Source organism: Xylophilus ampelinus, from assembly GCF_003217575.1.
In the GTDB taxonomy this organism is placed as follows: domain Bacteria; phylum Pseudomonadota; class Gammaproteobacteria; order Burkholderiales; family Burkholderiaceae_C; genus Xylophilus; species Xylophilus ampelinus.
Map to the genome: position 1 here is coordinate 60,524 of NZ_QJTC01000021.1, position 14,417 is coordinate 74,940.

At 61.4% G+C, this 14,417-nt stretch carries 15 protein-coding genes; 2 read left to right on the plus strand and 13 right to left on the minus strand.

Annotated elements, in window-relative coordinates; all coding sequences use genetic code 11:
• Positions 1-54: 54 nt before the first annotated feature.
• Together motB and motA are read right to left on the minus strand one after the other, a co-directional pair.
• Positions 55-1,116, minus strand: a complete 1,062-nt coding sequence (gene motB, locus DFQ15_RS13275) for a flagellar motor protein MotB (protein ID WP_110466433.1) — start codon at positions 1,114-1,116, stop codon at positions 55-57.
• 12 nt (positions 1,117-1,128) lie between these two features.
• Complete coding sequence (gene motA, locus DFQ15_RS13280) at positions 1,129-1,989, minus strand: flagellar motor stator protein MotA (protein WP_110466434.1); 861 nt, start codon at positions 1,987-1,989, stop codon at positions 1,129-1,131.
• A 214-nt stretch (positions 1,990-2,203) separates the two neighbouring features.
• Between motA and DFQ15_RS13285 the strand changes: the two genes are divergently transcribed.
• Both DFQ15_RS13285 and DFQ15_RS13290 read left to right on the plus strand, forming a co-directional pair.
• Positions 2,204-3,826, plus strand: coding sequence for an O-linked N-acetylglucosamine transferase, SPINDLY family protein (locus DFQ15_RS13285; RefSeq protein WP_110466435.1), 1,623 nt, complete (start codon positions 2,204-2,206; stop codon positions 3,824-3,826).
• Between the two features lie 42 nt (positions 3,827-3,868).
• Positions 3,869-5,014 carry a DegT/DnrJ/EryC1/StrS family aminotransferase gene (locus DFQ15_RS13290; protein ID WP_110466436.1) on the plus strand — a complete coding sequence of 382 codons (1,146 nt, stop codon included), beginning with the start codon at positions 3,869-3,871 and terminating at the stop codon, positions 5,012-5,014.
• A gap of 207 nt (positions 5,015-5,221) precedes the next feature.
• On the opposite strand, the gene DFQ15_RS13295 is transcribed toward DFQ15_RS13290, so the two are convergent.
• From DFQ15_RS13295 to DFQ15_RS13345, 11 genes are all read right to left on the minus strand, one after another.
• Positions 5,222-6,400 (minus strand): FkbM family methyltransferase, encoded by a 1,179-nt coding sequence (locus DFQ15_RS13295; protein ID WP_199399883.1) that lies wholly within the window; start codon positions 6,398-6,400, stop codon positions 5,222-5,224.
• A gap of 179 nt (positions 6,401-6,579) precedes the next feature.
• A complete protein-coding gene (locus tag DFQ15_RS13300) occupies positions 6,580-7,212 on the minus strand; it encodes an LbetaH domain-containing protein (protein WP_110466438.1) in 633 nt (210 codons plus the stop codon).
• Positions 7,209-8,345, minus strand: a complete 1,137-nt coding sequence (locus DFQ15_RS13305) for an aromatic ring-hydroxylating oxygenase subunit alpha (protein ID WP_110466439.1) — start codon at positions 8,343-8,345, stop codon at positions 7,209-7,211. Before DFQ15_RS13305 ends, DFQ15_RS13300 begins: the two co-directional genes overlap by 4 nt.
• 13 nt (positions 8,346-8,358) lie before the next feature.
• Entirely contained in the window at positions 8,359-9,594 is a 1,236-nt protein-coding gene (locus DFQ15_RS13310; RefSeq protein WP_110466440.1) for an FkbM family methyltransferase, read from the minus strand.
• An 8-nt stretch (positions 9,595-9,602) separates the two neighbouring features.
• Positions 9,603-10,304 carry an acetyltransferase gene (locus DFQ15_RS13315; protein ID WP_110466441.1) on the minus strand — a complete coding sequence of 234 codons (702 nt, stop codon included), beginning with the start codon at positions 10,302-10,304 and terminating at the stop codon, positions 9,603-9,605.
• Positions 10,301-11,413 (minus strand): aromatic ring-hydroxylating oxygenase subunit alpha, encoded by a 1,113-nt coding sequence (locus tag DFQ15_RS13320; protein ID WP_233504507.1) that lies wholly within the window; start codon positions 11,411-11,413, stop codon positions 10,301-10,303. Before DFQ15_RS13320 ends, DFQ15_RS13315 begins: the two co-directional genes overlap by 4 nt.
• Positions 11,410-12,162, minus strand: coding sequence for an SDR family NAD(P)-dependent oxidoreductase (locus DFQ15_RS13325; protein WP_110466443.1), 753 nt, complete (start codon positions 12,160-12,162; stop codon positions 11,410-11,412). Before DFQ15_RS13325 ends, DFQ15_RS13320 begins: the two co-directional genes overlap by 4 nt.
• Positions 12,159-12,926: an SDR family NAD(P)-dependent oxidoreductase gene (locus DFQ15_RS13330; RefSeq protein ID WP_110466444.1), complete on the minus strand. Its 768-nt coding sequence runs from the start codon at positions 12,924-12,926 to the stop codon at positions 12,159-12,161. Before DFQ15_RS13330 ends, DFQ15_RS13325 begins: the two co-directional genes overlap by 4 nt.
• Positions 12,923-13,966 (minus strand): ketoacyl-ACP synthase III, encoded by a 1,044-nt coding sequence (locus tag DFQ15_RS13335; RefSeq protein WP_110466445.1) that lies wholly within the window; start codon positions 13,964-13,966, stop codon positions 12,923-12,925. The genes DFQ15_RS13330 and DFQ15_RS13335 overlap by 4 nt, the downstream gene beginning before the upstream one ends.
• Positions 13,967-13,969: 3 nt before the next feature.
• A complete protein-coding gene (locus DFQ15_RS13340) occupies positions 13,970-14,200 on the minus strand; it encodes an acyl carrier protein (protein ID WP_110466446.1) in 231 nt (76 codons plus the stop codon).
• Positions 14,201-14,301: 101 nt separating this feature from the next.
• Positions 14,302-14,417: flagellin (locus tag DFQ15_RS13345; protein WP_267896157.1), on the minus strand; the 116-nt coding region annotated here is incomplete at its 5' end.

The following is a 14,417-nucleotide window of genomic DNA, read 5'->3' on the forward strand; positions in this document are numbered from 1 at the left end:
ACCCTTTCGGTAGGGAGGAAAGTGTTGTTGGTAAATCGACGGGTCTTGCCGATGCTAGCGTGCGGGCGGTGCCGATGAGGGCGCAGGCGCGCGCGGCGTTGCCGCCGCATCGGCCGGGCGTGCAGCGTCGGCCACCGCGGCGACAGGAGGTGCGGCGGATGGTAAGCCCTGCACGGGCACCGGTGCAACGAAGCGGTCGGCTTCCTGGATCACGTCTGCGATCTCGGCGGCCGCGGGTGTGCTTTTGTGGCCGTTCCCCAACAGACGGCTTTCCGCCTCGCGGGTCATCACGGTGATGCTGATGCGCCGGTTGATCGGTGCATTGGGCTTGTCGGGCTCCATCAGGTCGCTGGCGGCCAGGCCTACCACCCGCACCAGCTTGGCATCGGGCATGCCGGCGGCCACCAGTTCACGGCGGGAGGCGTTGGCCCGGTCGGCCGAGAGTTCCCAGTTGCTGTAGCCCCGGTCGCCGTTGCCGTAGGGCGAGGCGTCGGTGTGGCCGGCCAGGCTCACCCGGTTCTCGACGTTGTTGAGCGCGGCGCCCACCTCGCGCAGGATGTCGCGCATGTAGGGCTTCACCAGGGCACTGCCGCTGTCGAACATCGGCCGGTTCTGGTCGTCGACGATCTGGATCTGCAGCCCGTCGGGCGTGATCTCCATCCGGATCTGCGACTTGTATTCCTTGAGCTTGGGGCTTTCGGTGATCAGCGATTCGATCTTGGCCTGCAGCGCCTGCATGCGCTTGGCGTCCTGCTTGGCGACCTCGGCCTTAGCCGCCTCGGGCGATATGCGCGATTTCTTATCGGCGTCGGAGTCCGACCGTCGCACCTGGCCGTGCACCTTGGAGAGATCGTTGCCGCCGCCCGGGATGATGCTGGAGCTGTTGCCCGCGCCGTTGCCGCCGGCCATCGCCACCTGGAGCGGCGAGTTGAAGTACGCGGCTATGCCCTGGAGCTCGCCCTTGGCGGTGGAGCCCAGCAGCCACATCAGCAAGAAGAACGCCATCATCGCGGTCACGAAATCGGCATAGGCGATCTTCCACGCGCCGCCGTGGGCCGCGTGGCCCTGCTTCTTGATCCGCTTGACGATGATCGGTTGGAGTTTCTTGTCTGCCATGGGGAAACCCGCCTACTTCTTGCCCTTCACGTGGCTTTCCAGCTCGGCGAAACTCGGCCGCACGTCGGAGAACAGCACCTTGCGACCGAATTCGATCGCAGTGGTGGGGTTGTAGCCCTGCATACTGGCCAGCAGTGTGGTCTTGATGCACTGAAGCTCCTTGCTGCCGTCCTCGGCCTTCTGGTCCAGCAGGCCGGCCAGCGGCTCCACCACACCATAGGCAAGAAGAATGCCCAGGAAGGTTCCCACCAGCGCCGAGCCGATCATGCCGCCCAGCACCGACGGCGGCTGGCCCACCGAACCCATGGTGTTCACCACGCCCAGCACGGCCGCCACTATGCCGAAGGCCGGCAGCGCGCCCGCCAGCCGGGCCAAGGCGGCCACCGGCGCGTGCGCTTCCTGGTGGTGCGTCTCGATCTCGCTGTCCATCAGGGACTCGATCTCGTGCGAATTGAGGTTGCCCGACACCATCATGCGCAGGTAGTCGGTGGTGAACTCGATCACGTGGTGGTCGGTGCCCACCGCCGGATATTTCTTGAAGATTTCCGATTCCTCGGGGTTCTCCACATCGCTCTCTATCGCCATCAGACCGTCTTTGCGGGCCTTCTGCAAAATGTCATAGAGCATCGCCATCAGCTCCATGTAGCGCGCCTTGGTGTACTTGGAGCCCTTGAACGCATGCGGCAGGGTTTTCAGCACCGCCTTCAGCACCTTGCCCTGGTTGTTCACCACGAACGCGCCCAGGGCACCGCCCAGGATGGTGATGATCTCGAACGGCAGCGCATGCAGGATCACAGCGATATTGCCGCCGTGGGCGACATACACGCCGAAGATGCAGGCGAGACAGACGACGTAACCGATGATGACGAGCATGGAGAGGGGGCCTGCGAGGCAGCGTCGCGGCGAGAACGCGACGGGGGGCCGGAGTTTGTGTATCTGAATGCTAACTTACGTCCGGATTTCCGCGCGTATGAAAAGCGATGACTTTGGCCGGTAGATTCGACCATCATGTCCCGCTCACACCGACACACTTCCGTTTCGTGAAAAAGGCCACCCATTGACCGACGCTCATCCATCTAGCCCGGGAATGTCCGCGGTCGCCATGCGCGAGGCCGGGCACGAATTCGACCGTGCGATCGCCGAGGCGCAGGAGCACGAAAGGCGCCAGGAGCTGTCCGAGGCGCTCGTCAAGTACACCCATGCCCTGTCGCACGACCCACGCCATGTGCCATCGTGGATACGCGTGGCGACCATCCTGTTGACGGGCCTGCACTGGCAGCGCGGCATCGAAGCGCTGGATACCGCGCTGGAACTGGACCCTCGTTCGGTTCAGGCGCTGTACCTGAAGGCCTATGCGGATTTCAACCTCGGACGCATGGAGCAGGCGCGGGCCTCGATCGAGCGCGCCGCCCGGCAAAGCAACGATTCGACCGTCTGGGTGCTGCGCGCCTGGATCCTCAGCAGCCTCGACAAGGATCCCGCTCGGACCCGTGCGGTGTTCTGCGACTGGGGCCGGCGCATCGCCGATCCGCTGACGCGGACGGCCAAGCCGCTGAAGGTGCTGGATCGGGACCCTCGCCGTGTCCTGCGCGTGGGATACGTCACGGCCGACTTCCGCCGGCATTCCGTCGCGTTCTTCATGCTGCCGGTGCTGCAGCAGCATCGGCCGCAGGAAGTGGACGTGCATGTCTTTTCCAGCGGACGCGCCGACGACCTGACGCCCCTGCTGCAACAACACGTACCGCACTGGCACAACGTCGCCGACCTGGCCGACGACGAACTGTGCGAATACATCCGGGCGCTGCGCATCGACGTGCTGGTCGATCTGTCGGGACACACGCTCGGGCATCGGCTCCTGACGTTCGCACGCCGCGCGGCACCGGTACAGGTGACATGGCTGGGCTTCATGAACACGCTCGGCATGAAGGCGATGGACTACCGGCTGACGGACTACGGCATCTGCCCCCTCGGCAGCGAGCGGTTCTACAGCGAGAAGCTGTTCCGGCTCGGCTGCATGGCCAGCTATGCGCCGCCGCCCTATGCGCCTCTGCGCGACGATCCGCCGATGCTGGAGCACGGCTACCCGACCTTGATCTCGCTGAACAACTCGGTCAAGGTCACGCACGAAATGCTGCTGCTTTGGACGCGCATCCTCGAGGCGCGTCCCGACGCCCGGCTGATCGTCATGGTGAAGGAACAGACCGCCGAAGCCGCCCAGGACGCTATGCAGCATCGCATCCAGGCCGCCGGAATGCCTCTCGACCGTGTGTTCGTGCTGCACCAGCAGCCGCTGGAGCAGTTCATGGAATTGGGCCACATCGCAGACGTGGCACTCGATACCGCGCCGATCTCCGGTGGAACCACGACCCTGCATGCGCTTTGGATGGGTCTGCCCGTGGTGGCGCTGGATGCGGTACGCGGCATAGACGCCGCCAGTGCGCGCACGCTGCAGGGCCTGGGCTTCGGCGACCTGGTCGTACAGGGGGAGAATGCCTATGTAGCCAAGGCGCTGGAGTTGATGGACGATGCCCAGGCGCTGCGGGCGCACAGAGGATCGTGCCGTGACAAGCTGCGATCCAGCCCCCTGATGAACTACGCAGTGCGCACCGCCGAACTCGAGCAGGCGTTTCGCTGCATGTGGGTGGACTACTTGGGCGGTACGCCACTGTCGCTCGACGTGCAAGGCGGTACTGCCGCCACTTTGTCGTAGGCCGCTGGAATCTTGCCCTCTACACGTCTAGACTTCCAGTTCATGCGTCCTGTTTCTGCCATTCCGCTGCTCGTGCCCGACATGCCTGCACCGGAAGTGTTGGTGCCTTATCTGGCGCGTATCCATGCAAGCCGCCACTACTCCAACTTCGGTCCGCTGGTCTGCGAACTGGAAGCGCGTCTGGCCGAGCGCTTCCAAGCGCCGGGCGGACCGTCGGTCAGCGTGACCACGGTATCCAATGCGACCCTGGGACTGGAGCTGGCCCTGGCGACGGTCGACCGGCCCCGGCCGTTGCGCGTGCTCCTGCCGGCCCTGACATTCGTGGCCACGGCCACGGCCGTCCTGCGTATCGGGCATGTGCCGGTCATTGCCGACGTGGACCCGCACACCTGGCTGCTGACACCCGATATCGCGCAAGAGACATTGCGCACCACGCCCTTCGACGTGGTGATGCCTGTCGCTTCTTTCGGGGCGCCGCAAGACATGCGCGGCTGGAACCGTTTCGAGCAGGCGCATGGCGTACCGGTCATCGTGGATGCCGCGGGTGCTTACGGCAGCCAGTGGCTGGCGGGAAGCACCGGCACCGCCGTCTTCAGCCTGCATGCCACGAAATCCTTGCCGGCAGGGGAGGGCGGTTTCGTCGTCTCCACCGATGCCGCCTTGGTGCACAAGGTCCGCCAACTGTCCAACTTCGGCATCAACCTGGATCCCGACTCCGACATGCCGGTCGGTTGCCTGGCCAGCGTGGGTACCAATGCCAAGATGAGCGAGTTCCATGCGGCCGTGGCCCTTGCATCGTTGGAGGTGTGGGAGGAGCGTGCTGCGTTGCGTGGCAAACTGCATGCGTCCCAGCGGGCCGAGCTCAATGCGGCGTGTGGAGGCCTCCTGCGCTGGCAGGCACTCGCGCAACCGCAGGCTGCGCCCACCATGTTGTGCGTACGCTTGCCTTCGGCCGCCTTGCGTGCCGAGGTCGAAGCGCGGTGTGCGGCTGCGGGTGTCGGTACCCGGCAATGGTACCAGCCCTTGCTTGGAACCATGCTGGCGATTACGGAGCGTTGTGTGCTGTTGCCGACGGCGACTGCGGACGACATCGCTGCGGACATGCTGGGGCTCCCGTTTTACCCTGGGATGCGCGAAGAACTTAACCAGAAGATCGTGGGATTGATGGCCTCCGTAGTGAATCCTTGAGCGCACGGTCCTGCCAAACGGATACAGGGGCGCGCACCGGAGATTGAGGAAGCTGATGGTCGCCGACCATCGATGAGAATACATCGGTCGATGACCGACCTATCCTGCAGCGCGATATCCGATGCCGATGGTGTTTAGCCAGACAACACGCGTTTCGCAATGACGGGGCGCCCGGACGATCGGGCCAATTCAAGGAGTGCGTGGCGTTCAAGCGGCCCATGACGGCGCATTGACTCCATCGACCGGCGAACCATACAAGACCAAGTCGTAATACCAGCCCGCGTAATGTTGGCGCAGTTTGTAGTGATAGTTCTCGACCTTTTTGTCCAGCACGTTCAGCACATCCAGCAAATCGTGTGCGAGGTGGTATACGCAAACTGCCACGCGCGGTCGCTGCGCCAGCAATCGGGTGGCACCTTGCAATGCCTTGCTCTCGAAGCCCTCGATATCAAGTTTGAGGAAGGTGGCTTGCTCGACCTCGTCGTCCATCGTGGTGGTTTCGACGATGGTGTTGCCCTCGGTGGAAACGTAACTCGACATCGTGCCGGTTTCGACGAATCGAAGCTCTTCGTGCTTATTGGAAACCGCTTTGTTGATGAGGTAATAATTGGCCAAAGGCACCGGCGCCAGACTCTTGAGTTTTTCGAAGTTGAGGCGATCCGGTTCGAAAGCGGTGATGCTTTTGTAGCGCCCTCCCGTTGCTCCCAGCAGCCTGTGAATGATCGTGCCTTGGTGTGCGCCGCAATCCACAAAATGCTCGTTCAGCCCCGGCTTGAAAGTGGTTGTCTGACCTAGATCGTGTTTCGAAAAATATTCATCGTAAGGGTTCCATACTGGCAGCAAATGATCGCGATCGTAAGTCAGGCGGAACAATAGATTGGAATACAAAGTTGCCCGGCTGAAATCGTCGGTGAATCGATCCGCGACAGCGAGAAATTCGTCCAAGCGTGCCAAAGTGCGTTCACGATATAAATCGCACGTTTCATAGACAGCCCCAAGCTTGAGTTGCCCCGCCACCATGGCAAAATCCTGCCGCTCCATCCTGCCCGCTTCCTCGCAAAGACGGGTGACCATCCACCGCACGTAGGGGCCGCCGGAAAAATCAATGGCGACGGCATTGGGGTATTGCCTGGCGCGCTCCAAAAATTCTGCGCTTGTCCAGCGCGGCGCTCCATGAACCACCGGTTCGGTCGAAATGTCGTCTATCGCGGCGACCACCCGCGTCGCGGCTGCCACTTGTTTGCCGAACAACCCGCCAATGATCGAGGTGGGTGCCATGAGGAAAACCGGGCGCTCGGCAAGGCCTTCGATTTTCCGATGGGCATCACCATGCGCTGATGCAGCTTGAACCACTTTCTTTCTGAGGTCATCGATGTCGGTTTTCATGGTTCGTTTCTTTGTCAGTTGATCACGGAATATAAAAACCGGCAGCCGAATTTACTTCTGCACTCGAGGTTTGGACGAGCGTAAAAATATATGCGCCGGTGTTTTTATGGATCGAATGCGAACTGAATTCGCATTCGATATGCCGAATTTTCGGAGAATGATTATGAAATCATGCCGCTTTATGAATTAAAAATGTGGACCGGCGCCCGAAAGCGTGAGTCGATGAACAGCGTGGTATGGGGGGAGTGCGTGATGGTGACGTTGCTGCCGATGGTGCTCCAGTCTGGCAGCACGACATCCGGGCCGATGACGGTACCATGCCCCAGTGTGCAATTCTTGCCCAGTGTCGCGCGTTCGGAAATCTGGCAATGCGGCCCTATCCAGCAGGAGCTGCCGACCTTGCAGTGGGTGCCCAATTCGCTGTTGTGCATGATCCAGGTGTTTGCGCCCATGCTGACACCGGGCAACACCCGTGCGGCATGGTCGACCCAGACATTTTCGCGAAGTCTGACGCCATCCGCGATAGATGCACTGGATGCTTTCAGCGGGATGATCCGGCCCCCCGCGGCTTTTATCGCCATGTACGCCGCGAGGCGGGATTGATTGAGCAGCCGCGCGTCGCCGATGACGAAGCAGGCATCGCCATCTTGGCGCGCTTGTGCGAGGAGGGCTTTTATCGGGGGCGATGGCATGTCATCTCCACCCTTCTCCAGCAGATGCACGCCGGCTATTTCGTACTGCGCATCCCGCACGATTTCGTGCCGTATCTGTTTAAGGTCGCCACCTGTATGGAAGAGCCACAATTTCTTCACGGCTCTTTCTCCGCAACCTGCATCTGCCTTAGATACGCCGCCTGAAAATCCAGGATGCCAGTTTCGTAGGCACCAGGGATGAAACCGATGTCTTGCGTGGATGCCATCCCGACTTGCAAGGCTTCCAGGCAGTCGATGTCTTCCTGCAATACGGTCATGTCGCTGACCAGATGTTCCCAGAGCACGACCGGCTTGTACGAGAAATCGTCCACGGGCCTGGTCAATGCCACCATCATCTGCATTTCGGTTCGCCCCGCAGCGAGTGGGTTGTAAACCTGGATGGCAAACGAACTGCCGTCCACGATCATCAGATTGACATTAGGAAAAAGATGGAACGTCAGGTAGTGGCCCTGGCTGTCCAGGCGACGCACCAGCCGCTTCCACTCGTGGGCAGGCGTGCCGCCACCCTGGGCGAAACGGAGGCCGCCGCTGGAGGTCGCTTGCCGCAGGCTGGCGTCGTGTGGCTGATAGCGACTGTCGCGACCGCGAAGCGCTTCGTCGCCGGTGACGTCCACACGGAAGTAGGTAGGGAAAGTCGATTTGTGCAGGCAGGGGACATGCAGCGCGTCTTTGATGTTCTCCATGCCGGTTTTCCAGTTGAAGGCGCCGTCGTAGCGGGTATAGATGAAGCTGCTGTCCATCTCCGCGGTGTAGCGTTCCAGCAGTTCCCGCGTGTGGTCGTCGAACTGTTCTTCTATCGGCATAGGGTCGTCACTCATGTTGACGAACACCAGATTGCCGATGGTTTTCACCGCATATTGCGGCAGGCGGATGTCGGCGGTTTCCTCGGATGTGAAGCCGAATACCGAGGGGTCGCGGTGGGTGTGGATCAGCTTGCCGCACTCGTCGTAGGCCCAATGGTGGTAAGGGCATACCAGCGCGCGGTTGCCGAACTCTTCGTTCTGTATGCGGGCCATGCGATGGCGACAGATGTTGCTGAACGCACGGATGACGCCATCATGGTTTTGCAGCACGAGCTGTTTGCCTGCCAGCGCCAGCGTGCGGTAGTCCCGGTGTTTGGCCAACATCGGCTTGACCGCCGCAAGCAGCCATACACGACCGAAAAGACGGGACTGCTCTTGCGTGAACCAGTCGCCATCGGTGTAGTGGAAGGGTTTGAGCAGGGGCTGCATGACTATGTTTTTCTCACACCGCGTACATGCAGAGCACGCCGGGTTCCAGCGATTGATGGCGCAGGGAGAGTTGATAGTCCAGGCCGGTCTCTTCGATAAAACGCGGCAGTTCCAGGAAGTCGGTGGCCTTGTGGTAGACCGACACCGTCATGGTGGGGCGGTGCTCGAGGATGAGTTGGCGCGCGCCGTGCAAGGCGGCCAATTCCGCGCCTTCTATTTCCAGGCGCAGGTGTCCGAGGTCGTCGAGCATGTTGTCCAGCTTGCACACATGCAGCCCCGAACCGGCCGTTTCCGCCTTTTCCGTGATGACCACCTGCGTGCCATGGCCTTCGGCCTGCAGGTAGCCGTCGCGATCGAAAACGCCCAATTCATGGCAGTAGATCGGCAGGGCGCCGTGCTGTGCGATGTGGCGGTTGACGGTGTCTGACAACAGAACGAAGTTCCGGCGATCAGGTTCGAATGCATGCACGGCTTTGAACCGGTGCTGGACCCTGTCGGAAAAGATAAGAATTTCCTTTCCATCGTGGGAACCGCAGTCGGCATAGACCGTGTCGGGTCCCAGTTTCAGATCGATATCCGGCGCAAAATATCTTTGCGCGTAGTCTCCGCAATGGAAGGCGAAATATTGGTAGTTCATGCTGATGAACGATGCCAACGCGTAGTAGTAGGTCTGGCGCGAGTGGGCGTCGCCCCACAGCCTTTCCAGCGCCAGGAATTCCTCGAACCGATCCAGCATCACGTCGGCGTGTTCGCGGTAGAAGCCCCCACTGGTCTCCAGGCCGGGCGCATTCAGGAACTGCTCCTGTCGCAGTACGTTGAAGCCGGCCTGCTTGAGCCGGGTCTTGTAGCGGACGGCTGGATACCAAGTGCTGGTACGGTCGACGATCAGGCAGCCGGCGAAAGCCGCCGTATTGCTAAAAAACGCTTCCAGCGTGATCTGTTTGTAGGCCGCCAAGGCTGGATGGCCGCGGTTCTCGGTATCGCTGGTGTCATGCACCAGTGCCTCGATATGGCCGCCCTTGAGCCGGGCTGCAGCCGAAATCTGTTCGACATGATGACCGCAATCCGGTCCGCGGGTGCTGAACACCACCACGCGCAGCGGCGTCGGGCCGGTGACCATTCCGATCGCGGCATCCGGGAAGAATGCATAGCGATCATTCCGGCAAAGTTCGACGACCTCGACCAGCTTTTCCCGTGCTTTTTGCGTGGCAGCGTCGCCCAAATCATGTTCGCTGAGACCGAGAGACATAAAAGTCCTTATCGCCAATCGAATACCCGTGCGGGATTTCCCATCACCGTGGTATTCGCTTTGACAGATTTAAAAACGACGCTGCCCGCGGCGACCACGGCGTGTTCGCCGATGTGCGCCTTCGGGGTGATGATCGCGCCCGGATAGACGCGAGCGGCGCGGCCGATCTTGACATTGCCGCCGATCAGGCAATGCGTGCCGATCTCCGCCCAATTCTCGACTTTGGTATCGTGCCCCAACACAGCGCCGTAGCTGACGGTGACGTGCTGGCCAATATGACAGTCGGGAGAGAGACTGACGTAGGCGCCAACGATGCTGCCCAGCCCGACACTGGCAAAGGCAGAAACCACTGCGAGCGGATGCACCAGGCGGACGAACGCGGCGCCTTTAGCCAGCAGGGGCTCGGCGTATTTCTGCCGCTGAGCGGGATCACCCAGTGCGCAGAGGAAAACATCGTCTTCCTCTGGCTCATAGGTCAGGGGGTCGCCCACGATGGGGTAATCCCGCCGATAGCGCGCGCGCTTCTCCTCGGAATAGTCCATGGCGTAGGGAACCTCGTTTGCATCCTGCTGGAACCCGTCGAGGATGTCAGGGCGATTGTCGAGAAAGCCCTTGATGGCCCAATCGGCGCCATTGCAAGGGTTGTCGACCGCCATCATCAAAACCTCGCGCCCGAATCCGCCTGCGCCAATGATGATGAGTTTCTTCATCTCATAGCCGCTGCATACGCGCGCTGGAAGTGCAGTACACGATCTTCGATGCCTTCGCCCAGCACCGCCAGCCGTTGCGCGTTGCGCAAACCTGCCTGCACCTTGGCGCAGATGCCGCCATCTTCGGCGAAGACCTTGCGTGTGAAGGCATGGCCATCGTCGTGGATGCGCTCCATCATCTTGCGGCCCATCTCGGTGGCATCGGCGAACTCGACGCCGACCGTCCGGGAATGGACGCTGGTGGTTTCCGGCGCAGCGGGATCGAAGCGCTGGATGTGGAAGCTGTAGCCCATGAACGAGGTCACCGTGAGGTTGGGAAAGACGAGGTGGTGGGTATAGTGCTCGAAGCGCCAGGGCCATCGGCCGATCTTCTTTTCCATGCGGCCGAAGCTGCTCACCCATTCGGCATTGGCGGCATGTTCCAGGTGCGAGTGCCGCGGGTCGTCCAGGAAGAACGCCGGCGCTGCTGCTTCCTTGCTCATCCCGTCGACCTGCATGAATGTCTTGTTGTGCACGGCGGGCACGTGGTAGCCCTCCAGCGCGTTCTCGATCGCAACCTTCCAGTTCGCGGGCACGTCTTCTCGGAACTCATCTTGCACGTCCGCCATACCTACGCTGGCACGTTCGAGGAATTCGCGTTGATTTCCCAGATATTCGTGCAGGCCGATCCCGTGCGGAGACAGGCGCACGAAGATGAATTGGCCCACGGCCTCGCAGGCGAATTCGCTCAGACGGTGCTGGACCGGATCGGCCACGACGTGGGGAAAGCACTGCTTGGAGGGAATGCCGACTGGAACGCCTTGCCGGTCATAGACCCAACCGTGGTATGGACAACGCACTACGCCTTCATGCCTGCCCGGTTCGCACAGTTGCGCATGACGATGCGAGCAAACGTTGAGGAAGGCACGTGGCCGGTCCTTGTCGTCGATCTGGAGCAACAATGCGGATTTGCCCGGCTGCACGCCCATATGCGAGCGGCCCTGCAGTTCGAGCCTCAATCCTGCGAACAGCCAGGATTCGCTGAACAGGGTCTCGAGTTCGAGCATCCGGTGCTGCGGGTCGGTGTAGAAACGTGGCTCCAGAAGTCCAGACTGCATGGCAGCGGTCAATGTGTGATTCCTCCATCCATGATCAGCGTAGTTCCTGTGATCCAGCGGCTGGCGGGGGAAAGAAAGAAGACGGCCGCGTTCGCGACATCGTCGGGTGTACCCAGTCCTAATGGGTGGATGGCCCGTTGTTCCTCCAGCCACTGGTCTGTCGGCATGTTCGCACCGGATCCGTAGAGCATGGGAGTTTCGACCAGATCTGGAGCCAGGCAATTCACGCGGATGCCGCGCTTGGCGGTTTCCAGGGCAATGCAGCGAGCCGCCGCGATCAGGGCCGCCTTGGTACCTGCGTAGATGCTCGTTCCGTGCACGCCACGTACGGCGGCGCTGGAGGACATGAACAGAATGGAGCCGTTGCGATTGATCTTGTTCCTTGCCAGCAGCTGGTTGGTCAGCAGCTGCGGCGTGAACACGTTGATGTTGTAGAGGCGCTCCACGAACTCCCGCCGGGCCATGCGGGCCGGCATCGGAATTGAAATGCCTGTGCAGTGCACGACACCGTCGATCGAACCTGCACTTTCCACGGTGGAGGCAATGACGGCGTCATCGGTGAGGTCGCCGGTGATCGTGACATGGCCTTCGCCTGCCAGCTGTGACAGGGATTCCTGCAGACGGTCCGAATTTCTGCCGCAGATGACCATCTGTGCCCCACTGGCAGCGCATACGATGGCGATCTGCCTGCCGAGTCCGGAAGATGCTCCCGTGACAAGAATGCGTTTGCCGCTCAGGGAAAAAGGGGAAGCCACGTTCATTGCGCGCTTATCTGACAGGTGAGGCCGCCATCGACATAGAGCGTGGCGCGGGTGATCCAGCGGGACGCGTCTGCCAGCAGGAAGACGGCGCTGTTGGCGACGTCCTGGGGCGTACCCTTGCCGAGCGGAGGCTCGGTATGGACTTCCATGCTGCTGCCCATGCCCTGCTCCGCGAGCCGGACGAGCATGGGCGTCTCGACATAGCTGACGGCCACGTAATTGACCCGGATTTTCTGCTTGGGGCCGAGCTCCAACGCCAGTGCACGGCCCGCCGGCTTCAAGGCACCCTTGCTCGCGGAATAAATGCTGGAAGCCAGCGTACCGATGTGGGCCGCGATGGAGCCGATGAAAACGATGGAGCCGCCCTGGGCGATCTGCCGGCTGGCCAGCAGTCTTTGCGTCAGCAGAATGGGTGCATCGAAGTTGATTCCGAAGTCCTGGTCGATGAACTTCTGGTCGACCTGGCGCAGCAGTCGAACGGCGGCGATTCCCGCGCAGTGCACGAGGCCGTGGATGGTTCCGGTCTGGCGCACCAACGCATTGCGTTGCTCGGCTTCCGTGAGATCGGCAGGCACGCAGAGATGCCCTTCGCCGGACATGGCCTCGCGCGTCTCCTGCAGCCGGCCAGCATCACGGCCGGTCAGTACGACTTCGGCTCCCTCTGCCGCGGCGCCGATGGCAATGGCGCGTCCCAACCCCGATGAAGCACCCGTGACCAGAACCCGTTTGCCTTGCAGTGAAAACGGATGGGGTGCAACGCTCATGATTCGATCAGTGCGGGAAGCACGGCATTCTCGACATCGAGAATGCAGGTTCCCCATGACAGGCCTATGCCGAAGCCGCTCAGCAGCAGGCGGTGCTTTTTCTTCGCTAGGGTTTCGTGCAGGCGCACGGTCATCGTGACCGGCAAGGACGCACCGCTCGTATTGCCGAAATCATGAAGCGTACTGGGCACTTTTTCCTCGGGCAGGCCGAGCTTCTTGCGGATCGTCTCGTTGATCATCCTGTTCGCCTGGTGGAATACGAAGTAGTCGATCTCGTCCTTCGACATGCGCGCGTAGTCGAGGGTCTTTTCGACGGCGGGCGGAATATTGCGGGTCGAGAACACCAGGACCGCCGATCCATCCAGGATCAGGTCTCCCGGCAAGGTGTACTGGCCTGTTTCCTCGTTGCGTCCGGTAGGCATCGAATGGACGTGCGACCAGGGTTCGCGGTCGCCGCCCACGGGTTTCATGATGGCCTTGTAGCCTGATCCATCGCTGTTCAGATCGAAATACATGGGAGGTGCGGTCGAATCGAACTCCAGCGCAGTGGCCGTTCCCGCATCGGAAAACAGGGGGGCATGCTCGTTGAAGGAGCGGTCGCCTACCAGCAGCAGCGCCTTTTTGACCGATCCGGCAGCGATCATGCTGCCGAGCAGATGCAGCCCGAAAGGATAGCCCGAGCAGCCGAGGTTCACATCGAAAGCGATGGTTGTCTGTGGCAGCTGCAGGCGGTCCTGCAGGATGATGGCCGTCGAGGGGATCAGGTAATCCGGGGACTGGGTGACGACGACCAGCGCGTCGATCTCCGACTTGTCCCACTTCAGTTCGACCAGCAGCTTCTCTGTGGCTTCGAAGGCGAGGTCGGAAAACGTCTGCCATTTCGGGCAATAACGCCGTGTCCAGATCCCGATGTTGCGCGCCAGCCGTTCCCGGTCGGCCCGGATCTTGGGCGGAGCATCCTCGACGTTGTGATAAATCCGCTTGGGCACCGCTGTCGCCATGCCCGCGAAACGGACGTTATGCAGGGTGGACAGACCCATGATTCAGCCGAGCAGCGCGTACAGGTCGCCGACCGTGGTGGCGTTCTTGATGTCGTCGCCCACGATCTGCTTGTTGTATTCCGTATCGAAAAGAACGATGGTGGCCAGCGCTGCCAGCGAGTCCCATTCGGGCAGGCTGCGCAGTTCCGTCTCGGCGGTGACCTCGACCGGGTCCTGGAAGTCCACCGCCATGAGGAAGTTGTCGATGAAATGGTCGATGGTGGGCGTGGGCATGGTTTCTCCCGAACGGTGGAATTGTGGTTTTGCGGTTCAGCGCACCGGAGGACGCGCAGCGGGCAGTTTATGCGCGAAACCGCCCACCGCCCGGCCGACGCTCAGCCCTTCAGCAGCGACAGCACGCTCTGCGGCAGCTGGTTGGCCTGCGCCACCATCGCGGTACCTGCCTGCTGCAGGATCTGGGCGCGCGAGAGGTTGGCGGTTTCCTTGGCGA